The 23653-nt window shown below is 33.1% G+C and carries 20 protein-coding genes; 1 reads left to right on the top strand and 19 read right to left on the bottom strand.

Annotated elements, in window-relative coordinates; all coding sequences use genetic code 11:
* Positions 1-219 precede the first annotated feature (219 nt).
* Positions 220-618 (top strand): immunity 22 family protein, encoded by a 399-nt coding sequence (locus EAG08_RS16115; RefSeq protein WP_129536324.1) that lies wholly within the window; start codon positions 220-222, stop codon positions 616-618.
* Between the two features lie 73 nt (positions 619-691).
* Here EAG08_RS16115 and EAG08_RS16110 read toward each other — a convergent pair whose 3' ends face one another.
* The 19 genes from EAG08_RS16110 to EAG08_RS16015 all read right to left on the bottom strand — a co-directional run bounded on the left by EAG08_RS16110 (position 692) and on the right by EAG08_RS16015 (position 23644).
* Complete coding sequence (locus tag EAG08_RS16110) at positions 692-1999, bottom strand: AbiH family protein (RefSeq protein WP_129536323.1); 1308 nt, start codon at positions 1997-1999, stop codon at positions 692-694.
* Position 2000: 1 nt separating this feature from the next.
* The gene (polA, locus tag EAG08_RS16105) at positions 2001-4850 is read right to left on the bottom strand and encodes a DNA polymerase I (protein ID WP_129536322.1); all 2850 of its coding nucleotides are present in this window, start codon (positions 4848-4850) and stop codon (positions 2001-2003) included.
* 428 nt (positions 4851-5278) lie between these two features.
* A complete protein-coding gene (locus tag EAG08_RS16100) occupies positions 5279-5827 on the bottom strand; it encodes an SMI1/KNR4 family protein (RefSeq protein ID WP_129536321.1) in 549 nt (182 codons plus the stop codon).
* A 10-nt stretch (positions 5828-5837) separates the two neighbouring features.
* Positions 5838-7484: a polymorphic toxin-type HINT domain-containing protein gene (locus tag EAG08_RS16095; protein ID WP_129536320.1), complete on the bottom strand. Its 1647-nt coding sequence runs from the start codon at positions 7482-7484 to the stop codon at positions 5838-5840.
* A gap of 7 nt (positions 7485-7491) precedes the next feature.
* On the bottom strand, positions 7492-8298 hold the full coding sequence (locus EAG08_RS16090) for a hypothetical protein (RefSeq protein ID WP_129536319.1): 807 nt from the start codon (positions 8296-8298) through the stop codon (positions 7492-7494).
* 10 nt (positions 8299-8308) lie between these two features.
* Positions 8309-10483 (bottom strand): type VI secretion system Vgr family protein, encoded by a 2175-nt coding sequence (locus EAG08_RS16085; protein ID WP_129536318.1) that lies wholly within the window; start codon positions 10481-10483, stop codon positions 8309-8311.
* A 238-nt stretch (positions 10484-10721) separates the two neighbouring features.
* Positions 10722-11126, bottom strand: coding sequence for a type VI secretion system tube protein TssD (gene tssD / locus EAG08_RS16080; protein WP_129536317.1), 405 nt, complete (start codon positions 11124-11126; stop codon positions 10722-10724).
* 338 nt (positions 11127-11464) lie between these two features.
* Positions 11465-12124, bottom strand: a complete 660-nt coding sequence (locus EAG08_RS16075) for a hypothetical protein (RefSeq protein WP_129536316.1) — start codon at positions 12122-12124, stop codon at positions 11465-11467.
* A gap of 544 nt (positions 12125-12668) precedes the next feature.
* On the bottom strand, positions 12669-13100 hold the full coding sequence (locus EAG08_RS16065) for a hypothetical protein (RefSeq protein ID WP_129536315.1): 432 nt from the start codon (positions 13098-13100) through the stop codon (positions 12669-12671).
* A gap of 46 nt (positions 13101-13146) precedes the next feature.
* Positions 13147-14100 (bottom strand): hypothetical protein, encoded by a 954-nt coding sequence (locus EAG08_RS16060; RefSeq protein WP_129536314.1) that lies wholly within the window; start codon positions 14098-14100, stop codon positions 13147-13149.
* A gap of 2 nt (positions 14101-14102) precedes the next feature.
* Positions 14103-16058 (bottom strand): type VI secretion system Vgr family protein, encoded by a 1956-nt coding sequence (locus EAG08_RS16055; protein ID WP_129536313.1) that lies wholly within the window; start codon positions 16056-16058, stop codon positions 14103-14105.
* Positions 16059-16418: 360 nt separating this feature from the next.
* Positions 16419-16823: a type VI secretion system tube protein TssD gene (tssD, locus tag EAG08_RS16050; protein WP_185145170.1), complete on the bottom strand. Its 405-nt coding sequence runs from the start codon at positions 16821-16823 to the stop codon at positions 16419-16421.
* Positions 16824-16989: 166 nt separating this feature from the next.
* Positions 16990-17934 (bottom strand): hypothetical protein, encoded by a 945-nt coding sequence (locus tag EAG08_RS16045; RefSeq protein ID WP_129536311.1) that lies wholly within the window; start codon positions 17932-17934, stop codon positions 16990-16992.
* A 60-nt stretch (positions 17935-17994) separates the two neighbouring features.
* Complete coding sequence (locus EAG08_RS16040) at positions 17995-18780, bottom strand: hypothetical protein (protein WP_129536310.1); 786 nt, start codon at positions 18778-18780, stop codon at positions 17995-17997.
* A 24-nt stretch (positions 18781-18804) separates the two neighbouring features.
* A complete protein-coding gene (locus tag EAG08_RS16035; protein ID WP_129536309.1) occupies positions 18805-19473 on the bottom strand; it encodes a hypothetical protein in 669 nt (222 codons plus the stop codon).
* Positions 19474-19588: 115 nt separating this feature from the next.
* Complete coding sequence (locus tag EAG08_RS16030; protein ID WP_129536308.1) at positions 19589-19903, bottom strand: hypothetical protein; 315 nt, start codon at positions 19901-19903, stop codon at positions 19589-19591.
* A 454-nt stretch (positions 19904-20357) separates the two neighbouring features.
* Entirely contained in the window at positions 20358-21044 is a 687-nt protein-coding gene (locus EAG08_RS16025) for a hypothetical protein (RefSeq protein WP_129536307.1), read from the bottom strand.
* 177 nt (positions 21045-21221) lie between these two features.
* The gene (locus EAG08_RS16020; protein WP_129536306.1) at positions 21222-21623 is read right to left on the bottom strand and encodes a hypothetical protein; all 402 of its coding nucleotides are present in this window, start codon (positions 21621-21623) and stop codon (positions 21222-21224) included.
* Positions 21605-23644, bottom strand: coding sequence for a peptidoglycan-binding domain-containing protein (locus EAG08_RS16015; protein WP_129536305.1), 2040 nt, complete (start codon positions 23642-23644; stop codon positions 21605-21607). The genes EAG08_RS16020 and EAG08_RS16015 overlap by 19 nt, the downstream gene beginning before the upstream one ends.
* Positions 23645-23653: the final 9 nt, after the last annotated feature.

Here is a 23653-nt window from a genome sequence, read left to right as displayed (position 1 = left end):
TCGAGTGTTTTTCGGAATGAAATGGAGAAAAATGTATCGAGAACTTGTCAACTTCTGGCCAAATACTTACAAGCATTCAAAAAAATCGAAAAGCTCTCGATACGATTTTTTCAAAATCTACTCGAACTGACGGTTTACATACGTTGTTATCTTGTAAAATCATAGAAAACTTTTTATATAAAACTATTAATCTTACCTTTGACGCTTCAAAAAATTAGCATGAATACACAGACTTTAGATTTTTGGGTAGGGAATTTTAACTCAGAAGAAGATTTTCTGCAGTTTGTAGAAGAAGATGATAACTACTATCTGAATGAAGAAGATGACGACAATTACATCTCAAAATTTTCTGAATCTCAAGATACAATTTGGTTTGATGGTGATTTGGCAGAATATGGTTTCGAAAATTTAAGCAAAAATATTTATGAAAACTTTTCAGATTACTCATTTGCCGAGCAATGGCTTCCTGAATTGGTTCACAAAATCAACCTTTCAGAATTGAAATTTGACATCAACTCTTTAATATTTGTAAGCCAAGGACAAATTCCAAAGCCTGTTTCTGTTGAAAATGATGAATTTTCTTTGGTATATATGGGTGGGATTGAGTTTGAATATTAGATTTTTACTATCATTTGATACTATGATGATTTTTTAATAAATAAAAACTTCCGCATTTTAGCGGAAGTTTTAGTTATAATTCTTTGAATAAATTTTCTGATGTAGATTCTATAAATTCTATAGTTTTATCTTTCATAAATTTCTCAATCTTTTCTTTCTCAATAATTCCTAAAAGATTCTTTAGTTGATCACCTTTTGCTGAAATAGAATGATAAAAAATTTTGATTTTACATCCATTTATTGTACTCACTAAATCAAATATCTCTTTAATGTATTGACGATCTGAATAATCTAAAGAATGTCCCCAAAAGTAGAAAGTTATTCTTCTTCCATCATATTTTCGAATTTTTTCTTTATAACTGTCTAAGAAAAGATAATCAGTACGCTTATGTAATTTTTGAAAGTATTTTGTAAATTGGAAAAGCTTATGTTTCTTCAAAGAATTATTAATATCATCAACACCCAAAACAATTGTCAAATTTTCTAAGTTACTCCCCCAATCATTTTTTGCTAAACCATGTATAGGTTGATACTGACTTCCAATTATTCCTTCCAATTGTCTTGCTTTTACCTTTGAACTGTAAAAATTAACTAAAGTTGAAGTGTAATTAAAACTAAAAACTTGATTTGTTTTTTCAAAAATAAAATGGTCATCTTTCACTGTAAAATTTTCCATTTTTTCTCTTCTTAGATTTTTGTAAAACACATTTATGACACTGATTATATAATCATTAAATATTCCTACAAAATTTTCTAAGGATATATAAATAAAATTAAGAAAATCTCTTTCTTTATAATATTGAATTTCATTTCCAATATTTAAAATAAACTTTTCAAATACATTTAAATTATGACCATCTTCATGAAACAAACCAAAAAATTTCAGCAAAGATATTTGTAACTTATTTTTAAAAAATTCTTTTTCCAATGCTATGGGTACAAAAAAAACAGGATTTCCATTTAGCCCAGCATACCTTGGTTTTTTAAATTCACTTTTATTAAAACTTTCAAAATATTCTAAAACTGAAAGTAATATCCTCTCTATTTCAGTTTCAAAATCAATCCAAGTTTCAATCTTATTTTCATCAACAGATTTAAAATATTGAAACCACGAATTCTCACCTAATCTATTTTGAATTGATTTAATTTCTTCAAGATCGAAAATGAAATTTTCAGTTTGATAGTATTCATTTATTTGATTATAAAACCATTCATTCTTTTCTTTAAAAACACCATCGAATAAATCTGAGAACGAAATAGATTTTTTGGCTTCAGGCAACTTTTCAATCTCGCATAAAATTGAAATCAAATGATTATATGAAGTTGGTAGAAAATGTCTTAAATCAAAACCATTTCCGAGAATAACTATCTTTTCTTCCATGTTAATGCGCTTCCAGCCAATTCTTCCCTACTCCAACCTCAACCAACAACGGAACCTGCGTTTCAATGGCATTTTCCATTTCTGTTTTAATGATATTTGTAGCTACTTCTACTTCATCAATCGGAGATTCGAAAACCAATTCGTCATGTACCTGAAGAAGCATTTTTGTCTGCAATTTTTCTTTCTCTAGTTCTTTTTGAATTTTAATCATCGCCATTTTTACAACATCAGCCGCACTTCCCTGAATGGGAGCATTTACGGCATTTCTTTCGGCATGAGCTCGCACCACAAAATTTCCGGAGTTGATGTCTTTCAAGTGACGTTTTCTTCCTAAAATCGTTTCTACATAACCGATATCACGAGCTCTTTTCACTTGCTCCGCCATGTATTCTTTCAATTTCGGGTAAGTTTCGTAATACGCCTCTATCATCTGCTTGGCTTCTGATCTCGATAATCCGGTTTGTTCTGCCAAAGCAAAAGCTCCCTGACCGTATAAAATTCCAAAATTGACGGTTTTTGCCTGTCCACGTTGCGTTTTTGAAACTTCTTCCAAAGGAATATTAAATAATTTTGCAGCCGTAGAAGCGTGAATATCTTCACCATCCTGAAAGGCTTTAATCATATTATCTTCACCAGAGATTTCGGCAATCAGACGCAATTCGATCTGAGAATAATCGGCAGAAATAATTTTCTTTCCTTCGGCGGAAACAAACGCTCCACGGATTTGCTGACCTCTCAAAGTACGAATCGGAATATTCTGTAAATTTGGATTTACACTTGCCAAACGACCTGTTGCAGCCGTCGTTTGCGAGAAATTGGTATGAACACGATTATCATCTTTATCAATCTGTGACGGCAAAGCATCAACATAAGTTGATTTGAGCTTCTGATACGTTCTATACTCTAAAATATGCTGAATAATCTCGTGTTTTGAAGCTAATTTTTGAAGCACATCTTCGGAAGTTGCGTACTGTCCGGTTTTTGTTTTTTTGGCTTTCGGATCAAGCTGCATTTTATCAAACAAGACATCACCCAACTGCCGTGGCGAATTCATATTAAATTCTTCACCGGAAATTTCAAATATTTTGGATTCTAATTGTCTTAAATCATTTTCAAGGTCGATGCTTTCCTGAGCGAGCCATTTTTTGTCCAAAGAAATTCCCTCCAATTCCATTTTAGCCAAAACTTCCATCAATGGCATTTCTATGTTGTAGAAAAGATCTTCAAGATTTTCTTTTTTCAATTGAGGCGCAAACAATTCATATAACTGGAAAGTTACGTCAGCATCTTCAGCTGCATAATCAGTCTGCGTTCTTAAGTCTACATCTCTAAAACTTCCCTGATTTTTTCCTTTTTTACCGATAAGGGTTTCGATGGAAACAGGTTTATAATTTAGATAAACTTCTGAAAGATAATCCATTCCGTGTCGTCCGTCCGGATTTAAAAGGTAATGGGCAATCATGGTATCGAACATTGCACCTTTCACGGTCATATTGTATTGCTTCAGAACTTTGTAATCGTACTTTAAGTTATGAGCAATTTTCAGTAAATCTTCTTTTTCAAAAAACGGTCTGAAAATTTCCAAAGTCTGTAAAACTTCACCCTGATCTTCCGAAAGCGGAATATAATATGCCAAACCTTTTTTATATGAAAAGCTCATCCCGACCAATTCGGCTTCCAGTTCATTCAAAGAAGTGGTTTCGGTATCAAAACAAACAGCTTTTTGTTTTAATAGATTTTGAACTAATATTTTCTGAGCTTTAGGATTATCTACAAATTGATACAAGTGATCATTTTCAGTTATCGTTTCTTTGGTAGAAGTTGCCTGATCGAGTTCTTCAAAATTGGCAAAAAGATCGAGTTGACCTACATTTTTCGCAACTTTTTGCTGTGGAGTTTCTTTTGCTTCAATTCCACTATTTTTCCCCTCAACATCGCTTGTTACCAAACCTGTTTGAGCAGGCGCAAATGCACGGTAAAGATTTTCATACAGTCTTGTGAACTCAATTTCGTCAAAAATCTCCTTTACTTTTATAAAATCCGGAGTTTCAAGATCATATTGCTCCTGATGGAATTCTACGGGCGCATCACAAATAATCGTCGCTAATTTTTTAGATAAAATTCCACGCTCGGCTGAGGCTTCTATTTTTTCTTTTAATTTTCCTTTTAATGTATGGGTATTGGCTAAAAGATTTTCGATAGTGCCAAATTCCTGTAAGTATTTCATTGCCGTTTTTTCGCCGACGCCATCTAAGCCCGGAATATTATCAACGGCATCACCCATCATCGCAAGAAAATCAATGACCTGTTTTGGATCTTCGATTCCGTATTTTGCTTTTACTTCTTCAACACCCAGAATTTCGATTTCACCACCTTTTAATCCAGGCTTGTACATTTTAATTTTATCGGTTACTAATTGCGCAAAATCTTTATCGGGAGTTACCATAAACGTGGTATAGCCCTCTTTTTCAGCCTTGCATGCAAGTGTTCCTATCAAATCATCTGCTTCATACCCTTCCACACCCAAATGCGGAATATGCATGGCATCTAAAATCCTGTGTAAATAAGGAATCGCAATTCTGATGGCTTCAGGAGTTTCGCTACGGTTGGCTTTGTATTCTGCAAAATCATTGGTTCTGATACTTGCTTGCCCAACATCAAAAACCACTGCCAAATGAGTAGGTCTTTCACGTCTGATTAATTCGATCAAAGAGTTTGTAAAACCGAAAATTGCAGAGGTATCAACTCCCCCACTCGTAATCCTAGGGCTTCTGATCAATGCATAATATCCTCTGAAAATCATTGCATAAGCATCGATAAGAAAAAGCCTTTTGTCCTGTGTTGCGTCCATATTTTGAATAAAGAACAAATATAAGAAAATGGGATTGTTTGGGATAGATTTATATCAGGAGATTCTTTATCACTTCAATAATTGAAATTTTTTGTAATAAGGAAAGGACTTAATATTTTTAATATTTTGACAGTTAAATCATATTTAAAACAAAGAACGCATCAAATTGATGCGTTCTTTGTTTGATTTATTCTGAAGCTTATTATGATCTAATATTAGTTGTTTTCAGAAGCAAATTCCTGAGTAAAAAACTATTATAAATTATATAATAATTCTCATTGCCTTCAATATTAAATTACAAAATTTTAATAAAAAAAGCTACCCTAATGAACCACTTTAACAATAATTACTATTTTTTAATCAGACAATAGTCATTTATATTATATTTTTAAACTTATCAATTGGAGGCAAGCCTACCTTCTTTCTTTTTATATTAATTTGCTCAAGTTCATCATCCGAAAGAGGTTTTTCAACAACATCATTTTCATATTTAATAAAAAAGTATCAATAAAATCCTGTAATGTGTCAGCAATAAATATATTTCCCTCATCAATATCGCTCTCGTGATGCCAATAATAGATTTTGCCAAAAGAATTTTCTTCTAAAGAATAATAAATAATATCACCCGGATAACCTTCAAATAAAGGAAAAAATTTTAAATTTATTTGATCTGTCGAATAATATTGATCTATTATCGACTCTATACTTTTACTTGATTGCCCCCATCCGAATATCGTTCCAATTTCTATTTCTCCTGATTGTAAAAATTCTGATTTATTACTATTTTTCGCAAAAACATCTTTAGTAAACCTGCTGTTACCAAATTTGGAGATAAATTCAGCAATTTCACTATCAGGGATATTTCCCATAGTTTTTTTCACAAAAGACAAACCTTCATCTTGCAATGATTCTGAATTTTGATCTTTTAAATATTTAACACCTCCTAAATCTTCAATCTTATTAAATATATTACTCATGATTTTTTTTTTAAATTCCGTTTAATTCTCTCATATCAGATGCACTTCCTTTATGAGGAACATTCCCATGTAAATCTGTAGGGATTAACTGTACAGTTTTGTCATCTAAATGGTGAGGAGTAAGACCTTGCTGGCTTAACCATTCTTTTGCCTCTTTCTGCGTTTTAAATCCATATTCTTGTTTCATTTTTTCATATATTTTAGGGAAATCACTATCAGCACCTGTCATTCCGTCAACTTTTAAATCATCTCCAACTTTCCATTTGCTAAAATCCGGTCTTCCATTTGTAAATGGAATAGGTTCGTTATTAGTTATTGCATTTACCTCTGGTTTGTCAGATTTCCACAGTCCATTGCCTGGAGTTCCCTCAACCCATTCTCCATTAGTTTTCGGTAATCTTCCTCTTTGATATCCATTATGCACCAAGATCCCGTCTTCGGTCACATAATAATTCTCATTGCCTTCAATATCAAAATTATAAACTTTTTCGTAATGAGGCAAGGTTTCTATGCTGATAACGGTAGTATAATCTCCGCCTTTTAAATGTAAAAGATCTCCGGCTTTAAGGTTTTCTGCTTCTATCCATTCATCATTGCAAAAAAATCTGTGCTCAGGAGTGACACGAATAAATTCTCCTGTTGGCAACTCCAAAGAGAGCATTTGCTGAGTAAACCTTTCGTGTTTTGTAAGAATAGGTTTGTATTCCTGCTGTTTAGTTTCTTCATTAAAGGTGAGTACGAAATCTCCTTCATACAAATCTTCAATATTAGCCAATCCATTTTGAATATGTACTTTTGTTCCTGCAGGAAAACATACTAATGTAGCCCCTTTAGCTGCAAAAATTCCTAATATAAGACTTACGCCGCTTTCCTGTAATTTTTCAATAGCACTTTTATCACTGCTCCAAATATTGTACTGTTCATAATAAGCTCCGCCAATTCCCAGTCCACGCATGGTTTTACAAAATAAGGATGCATTTTTAAAGCCTTTAAAAGTAAACTGTTCGATTAATTCTTTTCTTGCAGTATTGGCAAATTGTCGTCCAAATTCACGCCCAAATGTAACTGCAGTCTGACGTGCTCCAGTAACTCCCGCAGCTGTGGTTGCTCCTGCTGCACCTCCTACCATTCCTACCGCACCGCGACCGGCAAGAAACCCGAAAGCAAAATTGGCAACGTGACCAAGATTTGTAAGTGCCGCACTACCCCACGCTTCCCAAGCTGTTTCTTTCGGAGTAATTGTTCCGCCTTCTGATACACAAATCATCACAGAAGATAATGTGAGTGCATTATTGCCTTCTATCTCAAATTTTTCTGCTGTATTTTCCCATTTTCTACTTGGTGCTGCCGCTTTACATTTTAGTGCTCCAATTGCAACTGCGGCTAAAATAGCTGCTGCAATAATTGCTGCTACAAGCCATCCCGGTCCGGGAATCATTGCGCAAATTCCCACAGCAATTCCGGCAACGGCTCCTGCGATGAATGCGGTTTTGCCAAGACAGATAAAGTTATTGCCTTTTAAAGTATCAAGCTCAGTGGCAGCTTTATCTCCGCTGAAGGTTACAAAATCCTGGCTTGTAACTTTCATCTTTTTAGGCGCCATCCCTTTATCACAAACAACGTAGTGTTTTTCGGTAAGATATTGTTCGTCTGCCATAATACTGTTAGAATTCTAAGTGAGTATCCATATAACAATGATAATAGAAAAACTCGCCAAGCTGCTCTGTGATTGTAAAATCAGACTTTAGCAAGATTCTGTCATCATATAAGTACTTTCCTTTTACTTTGTAATCGGGATGCATATAATTGTCTTTTGCAAATTCCCGTAACCTTCGAATCATTTTATCATCTCGGATCATCATTCCATCAACATTCCATTCGCTTAATTCCTGCTCGTTTAGTTTTTCAGTAACTGAAATATTGACAGGAATCACTACACCAGCTCCAAATCGATCCATATCTTCTCTTTTCTGATAACTTTTGCTACCTTCAGCAAGAGGTTCTTTTCCAAAAATATAGAAGAACTGATACAAAAAATGAATATATCTGATGCTTTTGATTTCCATTTCTTCGTTAGTGAGCTCGTATTCTTTTGCCCTGATAATTTCATAAGCTTCGATGGGATGCGCATTTGTTAACCAATCTTTTACTTCTTTCCATTTATCACGAATCATTTCACCATTATAAATTTTAGCGATTTCACCTTTTTTATTAACGCCAACTTCAAGCGTACTGTAAATACTGCATACTTTGTTGGTCATTTCAGTAATCTGTAGAATTAAAGGATCTTCATACATTTCTAAATTATATTCCGTTTCTGTAATTTCAAAAATGTGAAAATCTTCGTCCGGATCTTTTCCTTTATAAGTGACTGATGTTTTAATGTTTATTTTATAATTACTGTCTAAACTATGAACTTTAGTTTTTCCAATAATATCGGTATTGTATAAATATTCTTTACCTACTTCCATCAGGATTTGCTTATTTATTAATATTTACTTTTTTACCATTAATCTGCACTTCTGTACTTCCCGTTACATTTACATTTTTCCCTCCTACTGTCGTATCATCTGTCGCAGAAAGATTAATCGATTTTGTAGCATCAACCACGATTTCTTTTCCATTGATTGTAATTTTACCTTCTTTATCAATAACAATGGTACTCGCTCCTACAATAATTTTAAATTCAGTTGTCGCTGTAAGTGAAACTTTACCAGATTTATCCATCTGAAGAATTGAGGCTTCACCCACATTAATCATGCTTGTATTTCCGGCTTTTACTGTGTTATCATTGGCTACATTTACCGAATTGTTATTTCCAACCGTTACTGTTTTATCCTTATTGGTATTGGTTGTTGCATTTCCCGCACCGTCAAATTTCATATTAGCACCACCTTGATCGGTAAGAAATACAGAACCTGCACCATCATCAAGCTCCAATTTATTTCCGCTTCTGCTGCTTAAACTTTTTACATTATTTCCTGCGCCGCCGCCACCGCCGACTTGCCCGTGGAACATACCACCCATTACAAAAGGTCTGTCGGGATGCTGGTGCGCAAAATTGACAACAACTTGATCTCCCACTTCGGGAATTGCCATAAAACCTCGATTTTTACTTACTTTATCGCTTCCTCCGGCATCGGGTGTCATAACTCTGATAAATTCTGAAGTATCCTGACCGCTCTGCCAGTCAAACTGTATCTGAACTCTTCCTTGGTTCAAAGGATCTGTATTAGAGATAACTTTTGCAAACTGTGCATCTGCTCTCGGGCTTTCAAACTCAGGTCGTGGAATATATCCGCAGTCTGCTGCAATAGCTTCAAAGTTTCCGGTGTAATACCCTCTAGCATCTACTTCATGCGAGACTTCTATCATCAGAAGTTTCGTAAAATATGAGGTCTGATTGGTATCAGATTGTCGCATCTCGATATCAGCAGCACAACCCGGATACAAAAACGGAACTGTAGTTGTTCCTGAAGTTACAAAAACACCGGAAGCTTTACTTCCCGCCGTTCCTTTTTGTGAAGCATCCACATCCATGAAAGAAGATGCTTTAATCGGAGCAACTCTTAGTGATGGTGTAGTGAATGTTTTTTCAGAAATTTCGTATGCCCTTTTAGCAATATCTGAAGAATGATTTATTTTTGAACTTCCTGTTGTCAGCTTTTCATTTTTACTGCTGTTATAGCCATAAAATGTAGGATTTACATGCTGAGCTTTCATTTTAATTTTAACATCATTGACGCTGCTTCCGTAAGTTAGCTTTACAGGTTGTTCCGAAGGTGGAAGTTTTCCAAAATGCAATACTTCGCCGTCATAAAAAAACTGTTCGCCATAGGCTTCAGCAATTCTAGCTAAATAATTATAATGCGTCTCTTCGTATTGTGAGCTATAGGAAACATTTCCATGTTGAGCGTCTACCCTAAAGTCAAATTTGCTTCCTCCAAGACCTTCTTTTATTACGCGGTCTGCAATACTGTTCAGGCTTATTTCTTGTGCACCGCCAAAACTTTGAATGTGTGGGGCAGCATCTAAAAGCACAGTCGGGCTGAAACCTGTGAGAACAATATTTCCCAGACTTCCTTTATCTTGGCTGAAACCGACTTCTGTAATAACGCCGACAAAATTTCTTTCGGGACCATCGATGACATCTTTATATTTAAAAATAACCGTCAGTCTTTTTCCTAAAAAATTTTGGGCTTCTTCTAAATTGTGATTTTCTGAACTTCCCAAAGTATCATGGGCTAAAGTCAAACTAAAACTGTGATGCTTTACGGCACTCTGATTCAGTTTAAAATGTTTAAAATGCTGAATCTGTTTTCCTTCAATAATCACATCAAGCTTTACTACTCTGTTGATGCCTAAAATCTGGCTGGTAGGAATTGCCATTGCATTATGAATCTTTGAAGTTGGCTGCCTTGCCCAAACTTTCCCTTCAGTGGTCAGAGCATTGTTTGACTGCATATTTTGATTCATAAACATCGTTGAAGAATTCTGTACAGTTCCGGAGAGCGATTGTGCCTGAGAAACTTTCTCACCAGCTTCTTTCACTTTGCCCCCGGCCTTTTGAGCTTTTTCATTGGCTTTGTTCACCACCTGCGAGGTAGCGGAATCTTTCGAGGCTTGCAGCTTTTCTGAGTTATTATTCTGAAACATAGCAATATTTTTTCGATTTATGAATTGTGATTCTATTCAGTTATTTGACAACATATATTGCACCAAAATCTCCTTTAATTAGAAAAAAATGCAATTTTCAGAAGTCAGTCAGGGCGATTTTTAATAATTTAAATATTTAATAAAAAACTAAAAATACCTTAGAAACAACAAAACAGAACAGCTTGCTTTTTGACGAGCACGCTATTCTGTAATAATTTGATTTTAGATAATTCGGGTTTTATTTTCCTGGCCAAATACCTTCATAAGCTGCATTTCCGTAGTTGATTTTTTCTGCGCTTACGATGAAGCTGATCAACATAGAATTTTGGTCTACAGCGTCAAAATCAACTTCATGCTGAATAACGTAACCGTTTTCCCAGTTTAAAGTGATTAGAGTACCTTCTTCGTGAGATTTGTTGAATGTGATTTCACCAGAAGTTGGTTTGTATTTTCCATTAAGCAAACTTTCAAGAATTTCAGATTTCTCTGTAGCTTCTATAGTAAGTTTGATAATTGCATTGGAAGGATCTGAAGCTACACGCCCGGAAACGTCTGTAGATCTTGATACGCTGTAATTAAGCTTTAATAATTTTTGTCCTTCGCTTCCGTTGAATTTTAAGATTCCTCTTGAATTGTCTGCCATGATTTTGTAAATTTTAAACTGTTGATATTGTGTGATTTGATGTTTTAACTATAGCGAAGATAGAGCCAAAGATTGGTTACAAAAACATTTTTAGTAGTTATTTGACATTTTGTAGTAGAACTACGATTTTATGTAGTAGAACTACGACTTTTATTAAACAAAACAATAAAACCCTTTACCAGAAAGGGTTTACAAATATTCATTTTGTGAAAAATCACTTAAAAATTAAAAAATTAAGATTTAATTAATAAAATTTTGGAATATTTAACAAATTCAAATTTTTCTTATTTGAGAATCCTTTTACTTTATATAATATGATTCTCTCAGTCTAAAGCAGATCACTGCTTTTCTGTTACATCTCCAGTTTCACCATCAATTATATAGTAAACAGGAATAAAAGCTGGCGGCTCACCAATTCCAAACTCCGGATTTGTATTTGCTTTACCTTTTTCTAGTGTCACAGTGTACTCATTTTTATTTTCATCAAAAGTAATGGTAAAAGCGGAATTTCCGTTTTCGTCAAATCTTCCTTCTCCTGTAGATAAATTAATAATTTTCTTCTTATCTAAAATCTTTAGAACATCTGCAGGTTTTATTTTCCCGAACTTTTCATCTTCATTTTTGGTCTCCAATTTTCCTTTCTCATCATAATATTCTGAGATTCCTACTCTGGTGTACTGACCTAAAAGCGTTTCTTTCTTTTTGAGAAAACCATCAGGATAAAACTCTTTGTAAATGGTATAAAATGATGGTTTTGGTAGTAATTCTTCTTGCATTCCGGTTTCATTAAGAGCAGGAGCAGCCATCGATAGGATTGTTTTTCCGTTTTGTAATTTAAGAAACTCGCCATTTTCTTGATATTTCTTAAACAACTGAAAGTCAAATTTTTCAACCGTAGTATTTATTTTATGATTGTTTTTATTGCTATCGTCTTTTTTAGACTGACAATTACACATTAAAAATAATAAGATGAGTAGATGAATTAGTATTTTCTTCATAACAGAATAATTTTCTATATAGAAAAACAGTAGAATAAAAGTTCGCTAAATTGATACTTAATAGATGATACTTCCGCATTACTCATGAACAAATTGAATAAGTAAAACAATATTCCAATTATAAAACCTAGAAGCACAACTATCTAATATATCTTATTTTTTTATAATTTAAAATATTCAATAAAGCTTGACGTGAAGGTGATTAATTATGATACTATCTTTTGTTTAATAACCTGATTAAAAATAGAATTATGAATAAAGCTCCGGTGCCCATTATTCCGTAAATAAAAAAGATAAAATAATCTATATTTCGTAGAAGTTCTTGCGACTCGTGGTCTATTGAAGAAACCTCCGAATTGCTAACGATCATATTACAATATTCCTAGTAAAAAGCCAGAAAATAGTATGAAGTAACTTATTTTGTTTCTCATAGCATTCTTTGGCAGGAATAAGCCTTGGATTCACACCTATATTTTAACAACACCTGCATTTCTTTAACATCATCCGGAATTTAATCGAAAACGTCTTTTAAGAACCACCTAATTCAATTACATTTAGTAAATAACGAATCAATTTGATTTAAATCATTATGCGATATAGCGTTTATCTCATAATACTTTTCTTTATTGATTAATGCTTTTCGAAATACATCATCTTTTTCTATATCTGATTTTCTACCAATAAATTTCACATAGATTATGTTATCTTTCTCTTCAATATATAAGTTATTAACCTGATCTGAGGCATTTCGAAAAATATTTTCGGTAGTTAGTAATTCAACATAACTATCCTTGTAAGAAAAATAGAACTTATATATTGCAGCAGATTCATTTTCAGTTTTAATTTGATTTAATTTTCCATTACACAGAATATTATTAACACTTTCATTACCTGCCTCATCTATTTTCACAAGATTTATTTTACACTTTTCCAGCAACTCTTTATTGCCAAATACCTGAAAGTACTCATTATCCATATTTTTACAACTTATATTTAAACATATTAAAAAGATACCACAATATTTAGCGATGGTCATTAAAAACACCTTGATGTGTTGATTTGATAAGTAATCCATTTTTGTATACATTTAACGGGTTAGCTTTAGGAAACTCTGATTTTCGCAAATCTTCTTTACTTATATTATTTTTATCACTACTAAAACTCATTGCTTTCCATCCTTCTCCTGGATTACCTGCCACTTGATATGTATTTCCGCGGATATCCCATCCAAAACCATTATCCCCAGTACTTCTTGCTGCACTTGTAACACGATAATCGGGATAAAATGATGGAAAAGAAGATGTTGATTGTCCCCACACCTCAACGTTTTTAAAATTTGATAAGCTTGATATATTTTTAGCAAAATTATTCCAATTCTTATTCGTATTTCCTGTATTGCATCCATAAAATACAAACTTTGCCTGCGTTGTCCACTCAACATTTATTTGTTCCCAGCCACACATCAGCATTTGAGATTTATATTGTGGTTCAGGGCAAATTTTAACTTGCTTATTATAAGAAATTGGTCCATCACCACCTGCATGAGAAAATATCCCTATTTCAGCAATCATTACTCTTTTTTTATCACCCTCAGAATGCTTTTTAATAATTTGGGGAATTTGGTCTAATATTTCATCTACACTTTGTATAGGTATACTAAAAGCTTTATGTTTTTTATCATCATACCAACTTTGTTTCTTAATATTTTTCAATCTTGTTTGGCTTCCCTCTGAAATCATCAGTTTACCTTTATGATCTTCATCAATGAAAAAGATTAAATATAAAAACACATCTTCTTTTATACCCTCAATTATCGGAGCATCCTCATTAACACCGTATTTAACTCCAGAATCAAGTCCATTTTGTGTAAATTGATTTGCAAGAGATGAATTCTCAATACTTCCTCCTGCAAAATTTTTTGCTGAGCCTCCCGTTGTTTCTATATAATCTCCTCCTATGTAAGATTCCTTACCCATAATTAGTGATTTTTTGAAATTTCAGCAGAATTGTTTTTTATTTCTTTCTGAGAATGTTGTTCAAATACTCCCTGACTTTGATTGGTAATTTTTCCGTTGGCAACTCTCAATCGATCTTTATCAGTATGAGATTCTTTATTACCTTGGATATATTCTGTCATTTTGCCGGTAACATTGGTAATAAAATCTGTTCCTACAGAAAGCATATTGAGCATAGCTACACTTGATGTTCTATTCATCCCCGCACTTTCGGAGATATTCATTCCAACAGTATTACTTTGATTCATTCCTACATTTGTGGTCATACTTTCTATAACATTAATATTCATGTTCTTACAATTCAGCGTCATCGTTTCAGGTGCTGTGATATTGATATTACTTCCTGTCGTATCCAGATGAATTTCATTGCCGGATTTATCTGTAATAATAATACTTTCATCCTCTGTGAAGACTATCTTATGGCCACTCCTTGTCATGATAGATTTTACCCGGTTGTCTACAAATCCTCCTAGTGCAGTTCCTCCATGAAACATTCCGCCCATGACGAAAGGTCTATCGGGGTGATTGTGTACGAAATTCACCATTACCTGATCTCCAACTTCTGGAATCGCTACATAACCCCTATTTTGAGTGATCTGGTCCGTTCCTCCCGCATCAGGACTCATCATTCGGATAAAATGAGTCGTGTCATTCGTCTGCCAGTCAAATCTTACCTGAACTCTCCCCTGTCCTTCAGGATCGGTGTTAGAAATTACTGTGGCAATCTGTGGTTCTGCTTTTGGTGTCGTGAACTCAGGTTTTGGCAAAAATCCTGTGTCTGATGCGATGCCGTTAAAACTTCCGGTGTAGTGACCGATGGTATCAATTTCATGAGTCGTTTCAGTCACCATGATTCTTGTGAAATACGAAGTTTCATTCGTATCTGGTTTTCTCATTTCAACATCTACGGCGCAACTGGGATGTAAAAAAGGTACCGTCGTTGATCCTGAAACATTGAAAACATTCACCGCCTCACTTCCCGAAGTACTTTTTTGTGAATATTCTACATCCAAATGGGTCGTTGCTTTGATGGGAGCGACTCTTAAAGATGGAGTTTTATAAATATTGTCGTTATGTTGATAAGCAGTTTTTGCTAAATCTCCAACATGTTGAATCGGGGTTGCTCCTGATTTTAAAACTTCATTTTTATTGCTGTTGTAGCCATAAAACTGAGGTTTTGTGTGAACCGCTTTCAGTTCAACTTTTATGTCATTAGCACTGCTTCCATACGTCAGTTTGATGGGTTGATTTTGTGGCGGAAGTTTTCCGAAGTGAAGCACTTCACCGTCGTAATAAAACTGTTCACCATACGCTTCTGCCATTCTCGCCAAATAGTTGTAATGCGTTTCGTCATACTGACTGCTGTAAATGATTTGAGAATAATCGTTTGTATCGATTCTGATATCAAAACGGCTTTTATCTAAACCTTGCTTGATGACTTCTTCAGCAATAATTCCCATATTCACGGCCTGGCTTCCACCAAAACTTTGGATATGAGGAGCACCATCCAATAAAATGGTTGGACTGTAACCGGATAAAACAATGTTTCCCAAACTCATTCTCTCCTGGCTGAAACCTACCCCCGTAATGACGCCCACAAATGTACGTTCAGGACTTTTGTCGATGTCTTTGTAGGAAATAACTGCAGTCACACGTTTGCCTAAAAATTTGTTGGCTTCTTCTAAAGTATGGGTTTGGCGGTCACCTAAAGTATCGTGAGCTAAAGTCAAGGTAAACTCGTGGTGCTTCTGTGCACTTTGAGTAAGCTTGAAATGCTTGTAATATTTGATCACTTTACCTTCAATAACCAAAGATAATTTGACCAGGCGATTGATGCCGGTATGGTGACTGTCTGAGATTCCTTCTGCGTTTTGTGACGGACGGAAAGAAGAACCTCCGGTTTTTTCTGAGGTATTCATATTGTTGTGATTGTGTGGTGGTTTAAAGTTATTAAATTTTATTTATTCCTGCAGATTTTATGTATTAAATTTTCGATTTTAACTTTTCTTAAATATTTGGAAATCTGTGTATTCTGTGAAATAAGTTCTTTTTCGGATCAATTTTTCTAAAACTTACCAGATTGCAGCCCGGCTTGAACGGACTCTTCGACAAGCTCAGAGTGACAGAGCGGGGGTGGAAGACATAAATGAGAAAAAGCGTAGGCTTTTTCGAAGTTTACGAACGAAGTTCACTGCTGCCCAAATAAAATATTGCAGACGAAAAAGACCGTCTTGCGGACAGTCTTTTGTATACCATAATACTAAATAAATTGACGAATCTTAGCTTGTTGGCCAAAGACCTTCGAAAGCTGCAGTTCCGTAATTTATTTTTTCTGCGCTTACTACAAAGCTGATCAACATTGAGTTTTCGTCTACTGCGTCGAAGTCTACTTCGTGCTGAATAACGTAACCGTTTTCCCAATTCAAAGTAATCAAAGTACCTTCTTCGTGAGATTTGTTGAAAGTGATTTCTCCTGAAGTCGGCTTGTATTTTCCGTTTAACAATGACTCTAGGATGTCAGATTTTTCTGTTGCCTCGATTGTTAATTTGATTAACGCATTCGAAGGGTCTGATGCTACTCTACCTGAAACGTCTGTTGATCTTGAAACACTGTAATTCAGTTTTAATAATTTCTGACCTTCACTGCCATTGAATTTTAAGATTCCTCTTGAATTTGCTGCCATAATAAATAAATTTTAATCGTTAATTTTCGTGAAATGTTTTTTTCTTTATTCAAAGATAAATACACCAAAAATATTTTTAAAACTTTTAAAGAACTTTTTGAAAATTTGTAGTAATTCTACGATTTGATGTAGTAAAACTACGATTGGTTTTTATTTAAAATCACAATCACCCCAATTTATCTATCTTAAAATCAGAATAATACACAACACCGAAGTCTATATATGAATGATTGATTTCTAAAGACTTTATCAAACCATCCGCTTTCAAAAGAATATATTTCCCTTTAAAATCAGGTTTTGCAGAATCTTGACTGAGTATGATTTCATCATTATTTTCCGAAATCTCTACAGTCTGATTAATATCTAACAATTCATTTTCTAGGATGATCTGAAAATGAGATTTTCCGTTTTTGAAATCGTTTCTGATTGGTGTAAAATAGGTTTTTATCAACCAATCTTGTTTCATTTTTTTCTGAAATAATTCCTGATTGAGAACGGCGTATTCAAATTCTTCGATGTAAATTTTTGCATATTGATCAGGAAATCGATCGAGCAAATTTGCTTTTATTTCAGGTAAATTTTCAATTGTTTTCTTTAAAAGGTTAATTGAAATAATTTCACCTTTTGGATCGGTTTGAATTTCGATTGGATTGATAGATTGAAAGCAGGCAATCGACATATCGCCAATTTTCGTCTGATTTTGAATTGAAAAATTGTTTTTAGAAAGATGAAAAATATGATGATTGAGTTCGTTTTTTATCCATTTTAAAGAAAATTGATATGAAAATGAATTTTCAGTTTTTTTATGATCAACAAAAGATGATTCGGTGATGCTGACTTTATATTGAATATTTAAATTTTCCGGATGGAAATTGATCTTAGGATTTCTTTCAGGGCTTTTAAAGGGTGCATCATTTCTTGAATTGTATTTTTGAATTGTCAAATAATCCGGCAGAAACAGTTTTCTTCCTGCCATTAAATTCTCTACAATATAATCTTCTCTCGCACAATGCTGGTTGTGAAATTCTTTGATGTATAAAGGATTTTCGAGATTGATTTGCTCTGCAATGCTTTGGAGAGTGTCGCCCTGACGGATAAAATGAAGCGTCATAGATTATATCATCTTATTTTTCAGATTAAAATTTTAAAGTTATACAAGTCAAAATTTACACTACAAATTCTTCTTTAGCTTGTAGGTTGCAATTTCCCCAATGGTTTTATTAAGTAAGTCACTGGTAAGTATAAGGTCATTATTTTTTCTTGTAATGGTAAATTTTGAGTTGACGTTATCTTTTTCACGTAAAATGATTCTACTTGGGTTACTATCCAGAATAAGCAATTTTTTATCTAAAATCTCTTTATAGCTATCCAATTTAAAAGTGGCAGTATTGCTTTCAATAGTAATATTAATCATTGCATATGCACGTGGATCGGCAGATTCTTCTTTAATTCGAAGAAAATTGCATTCATATTCGCCATTCCAACTTTTACTTATTGCACTATTATTTAGTTCGAAGTTCCATTTTTTTAAAACTTTATCTTTATCTAAAAACAAAACTGAATATCCATCTTTCTGATCTTTTATTTCGATTTTATTATTTGCGGAATTATAATCATTAAACTTGAATACATCTACTATTTTGTATAATTCCTGGTCTTCATTTGACACCAACTTTTCTATACTGAACAAATAACTTTCTTTATCATTTTTTTTATAAATAGAATAAGTCAAACTATCATTTTCATGTATTTTATCTGACTTGAGAAAAGTATAAGTATTGAGTTCATCGCCCGAATAAAATTCTTTTCCAATATAAATTTCATCTTTACTTTCTACTTTAGTGCTTGCATTATCGGAGGTAATTTTCGCAGGAGATATTTCTTTTATATTTTGCTTTTTACAATTAATTAGGATTAATATTAAAAAAATCCACTTTAGTTTCATTGTTATTTTCATGGTTGGTTTTCTTGATTAGGAGTTTTATTTACTCCTTACAATTTTTTCACAGTCCTTCTTGGTATCGCCTATCATGTTAAAAAGTTCTTTTGTCGTTTTTTTTAAATCAAAATTAAAATTTTGTTCACAATTTTCAGTATAACCATCTTGCCACGAATCAGATTCACTTTTAATTTTCTTTAAAATAAATTTATTGTTGATACCCGATACAAAGTAACTATTCTGAACATATCCCCTATCTGGAAATTGTGTGATAATTTCGTATCCATCGTTTGACTCTTTAATGCCAGTTATTTGGTTACCTCCATCTTCAGAAAAATTAGTAGACTTTAGAGTGAAAATGTAATTATTATTTTTATCACCTAAAAAAATCAATAAATCATCACCTGAATAACGATTATGGCTCACAATTTTATCTTTAATTCCATCTTTGTTGACATCGAATGTTTTAATAAAATAATTTGCGTTATTGCTGTATTGATTAAAATTTACTGTACTGACTTTATCATTTTTTTCATTATAATCTGAACTTTTCTTTACATCAAAAACTTCTTTGTATGCAGAATTTTCATTTTTATTAATTGTTGCAGAAGATGCATAAGTTTTGTCTTCTGCAGGCTTGTCTATAGTCGTTTTTTTACAAGAAAAGAAAACTACTAAAAAAAATGCTGTATATAAAAATATTTTTTTCATTGATTTAATCTAAAATAAATTGTTAGTTACTAAATTCTAGTTTAAAATTGTCGAAAAGATTTATTAAATAAGATTGTGTTGTTTTTTTGTGGCAATGATTGTGATATTTATTTTTTTAACATTTTTCTAATAAAATTGGATTCTTAACTTCATTTTCTCTAATTAATGAAAAGTTTTTGTCTGCAAAATCTATTTTTTGTTTTTTCATATTATATAAACCTACCCAATGGAGCTCTACTTTGCCATCGTTTTTTATGAAAAAATTTTCTATTATTTTATCTTTTGATATTTCATATTCTGTTATTTGTAATGAATTATCTATCCAATCTTTTTGGTCAGCTATTTGTTTAAATTTTAAAATATATTCATCGTTAGATCGTTTTTCGACTTGTACTTTTATAGATATAGAATTCCCGTACAACGATATCAAACCTTCATCTTTATTGATATTAAAAGTCGTAAGACCATTGCCGCAACTTACTGCCCATTCTCCTTCTAATTTTTTTCTTCATTGACAACATTATTCTTTATACTATCATCTTTTAGAATTGATTTTTTTTGACAATTAAAAAATACGAAAGAAAATAATATTATGAGAATTTTAATTTTATTCATAGCCTTTCTCATATTTTATGTAAGGTTTTCAAACTTTTTATTCCATCAGCTGTAAATGAAATTTAAACTTTTAGTCTATTAATTTAGCTACTAATCTTCTGGCTGTAATCTATCTTTTCCAAAGAGAGTCACTAAATGTGCTCCGTTAATACACGCTTCAATGTGAACACGCCAATTCTCTTTATTAATTCCTCAACCTGAAACACCGTTAGGCAAACCATTCTTACAAATAAATCCTTTTTATTAAAATATATTGATATTATATGTTTTTATTTCTTTATTAGTTTACCATCATCTGAAATTTTATAAATATCCGATTTAAAAGAATCCAAAAATTTTGTCTCTACTCTAATATTATAATTTTTATCAATTGAAAATGATGATGTCTCTGTATTTTCTTCATCATCTGGTTCATGCCATTCTCCTTCTACATATAAATTTCCAACAACGTTCTTATTTTTTATGGTCAACAAATAAAAACGATATGGAAAATCTCCACAATCCTGAGGAACAAGAATTACTTCAATGTCATCTTTTTGCGGAAGAGCTAAATATCTGGGGTTATTTGAATCACAAATAAATTTTGTGACACCTTTAAAATATCTAGGGTCCAAAGCATTATATTTTATTGTTTTTACATTAATTGTCTTATTATAAGGTAATTTTTCGTTATTATTAGTACTTTTGACATCTTGAACAGTGTTTATTTTAGTATTGTTAACTAAGTTACCAGCGAAATTTCTGAAAGATTCAACAGCATCTGGTAATAAGTTTTCTAAGATATTTTCCTTTTGCCCTTTATGCTGTATTTTTTCAATTTGATTGGATTGATTGTAGTAGAAAAGATAGGTTTCATTATTGTTTTCCGTAAGTACATTATCAATATAAGTCTCTATTTCAAATTCCACTTCTTTTATATTCTCTAAATCTGTTATATTTTTAACATTATAGGTCATTGCACAACCAGAACCACAACTAATTACAAAAGAATTATTTTCTTTTTAGAATTGTCACTTATTTTAGTAGAGTTTTGGCTCCTTACAGAGTCTTTGGGGTCTGTATTTGTTATTTCTGAAGCATTGTTTTTCTTACATCCAATTATAAAAAATAATAAAAATGAAATGATGATTTTTTTACTTGTTCGCATCTTTAGAATTTGTTAAAGCATTTTTAATTTGTTCTGGTGTTATATGAGCCTTATTGAGTCCATCTCCTGCATAATATGATTCACCACCTTTTGCATATCGTTTGATTCTTGAGATAACTTTACCCTTCTTATTTTTCACCACTTTATCGCTGATTGGCTTTCCTTTTTCAACACCAATACTTGCCCATTCTTGTGCAGCAGAATACATAGCATCTTCGACACTTCCACTGCCCTCAAGATATGCAATTATTTTAGGCCTTTTAACTTTAATAAGATATTCATCAAAAATTTTATCTTGCATCACTTCGTCTAATTTTTGGTTTATATCAAGTCCTAAACTTGTAACAGCACTATTTAATGTATTTGGGATTAATTGATATCTACCCACAGCAAAAACATCTCTATCCTTTTGTTTTTTTGAATTTCTTTTATTGTGAACTCAGTAACTTTCACATTATATATTACTTTTAGCCCTCCTTTAGTTTGATTACATATATTGTAATTATCATTTGATTCTTTCATAGCAATTAAATTTCCAAACTCACTATGTGACCATTTATATTTATTGTCTTTTTTTGTTGTATCCTTCTCTTTAGCTTTAGCAGTTCCTCCTCCCATACAACTACAGGTATTGGTAAATCCTAATTCTAAAGCTAAAGCAACCATACTTTTCCCATTTAGAGATGTAATATCTTTAACAAAAAATTTCTCCTCTAAGTAAACAGAATCAAATTCTCTTACATCATAGTGCACCCATGTGGTTGCTCCAACTCGGGTAGATTCTAAATTAAAAATACTTCTTTCTTTCCAATCCCATTTTGCTCCAAGATATTTATTAAAAATATCTTTTCTTATAGTTTCCATATCAGAAACCTCTCTTGTCCTGCCATTTTTATCATTGAAATGCAAGTCTAATGCTTTCCCCATATGATTAGTGGTTGGCTTCTTCAAATATTCAGCATGAAATCTACATCTGTATCCTGAACTTATTTTATTAAAACTATATCTTCCGTCTTTTGAAAGATAAAATTTCACACTTCTAAGAGATGATAATAGGGATCTGTGAATTCCAGGATATTCATATTTATGATAGGCTTCTATATTTCCTTTTAGATATTTTCCTTTATTACTTCCATCTCCAAAACCAGTACATTTTCCGCATTTGCATTTTGCTTCAGTGAAATCAATAGTAAATTTGTTCTGAAATTCATCAATAGCTCTCAAAACATTTCCACATACTTTACCATTTTCAGGTACTTTCATATAATCTTTTTGGAATTGTTTGATCATATTCTCAGTTCTCTCTGTAAATTCGTCGGTAGGAACATTCCCGCCAAATCCTGCTAAGCGTATATTAATTTCTCTGATCAATTCACTTTTATCACCTTTTTTTATACAATATTTTTCCCCACAGTTTTGTATTTTAACCGAACTTCCTTCAACCACACTCACAGCCCTTCCACCAGCAGGCTGCTGTGTTGGAGGTTGTGTTGGTTTGATGGTTCCGGAGGACTCTCCCCAATCCCAAAGTTCAAGGTTATTCCACCAATCAGTTACGGTATCGACAATTCCTTTTTCTTCTTTTTGAGACTGAGGTTTTTCAGCTGCAGGTGAACCCTGGGCTCTCGGTGGCACATTACTATTGGGCGAAGGTTGAGATGGCTGAGCCGGCTGGCTGTTGTTGGATGGTTGTTGTGGTCTTGGCTGAGGTTTTGTTGGCGGAACGGACAACGGATTGTTGACATTCACATTATCTGTAGCATGCTTCCTATTTGAAAAGTATTCTACAGTAACATAAAATTCGAGTTTCTGAGGGTCTGTTTCTCCCTGCATTGCTTTTTGCATTAAAGCTCGGGTTAACAAAAATTCTGCGACAGCAACTCCGCTGGAATTAACGGTTGCTTCTTTAGTTTCAATTAAAAGATTATTGGCATTATGTCCATCACCTGCCGCATCATCTTCCCAAAGAGAAAATTTTAGCTTTTGACCAGCCAAATTAACACATTGTGCTCTGGCACGCATCTTTTCAGTGTAACTGAAAACTGTTCCTGGCGAATCATCAACATATTGAAGCTCAACTTTATTGATTCTGGGAATAGCAACAGGTTGAGGATTAATCTCAATACAAGTAGGTCCCGATCCTTCTGGCTCATAAAGATATGCTTCCAGACGATACGTATTTCGCTGAGCAACCTCACCAAAGGTAAATGTTCCTGAACCGGTTTTCTTGATATTCGTTGTTGTAAAACTTCCGTTGGTGCGTTTTTTAAATAATTCCCAAGTTACACCTGATGCATTTCGCTGTGCTGAAGGTGTAGCAGGATACCATTCTGTAATGCTATATGTGGTAGCTTCTCCTACTTTTGGAGAAGAATTACCCGATATTTTTGAAACTCCTCTTTTTGACATCGCAGAAAT

It is taken from the genome of Chryseobacterium sp. 3008163 (assembly GCF_003669035.1).
Lineage (GTDB): Bacteria > Bacteroidota > Bacteroidia > Flavobacteriales > Weeksellaceae > Chryseobacterium.
Note: the sequence above shows the minus strand (reverse complement) of the source record. Positions and strands in the feature narration are given on the sequence as shown.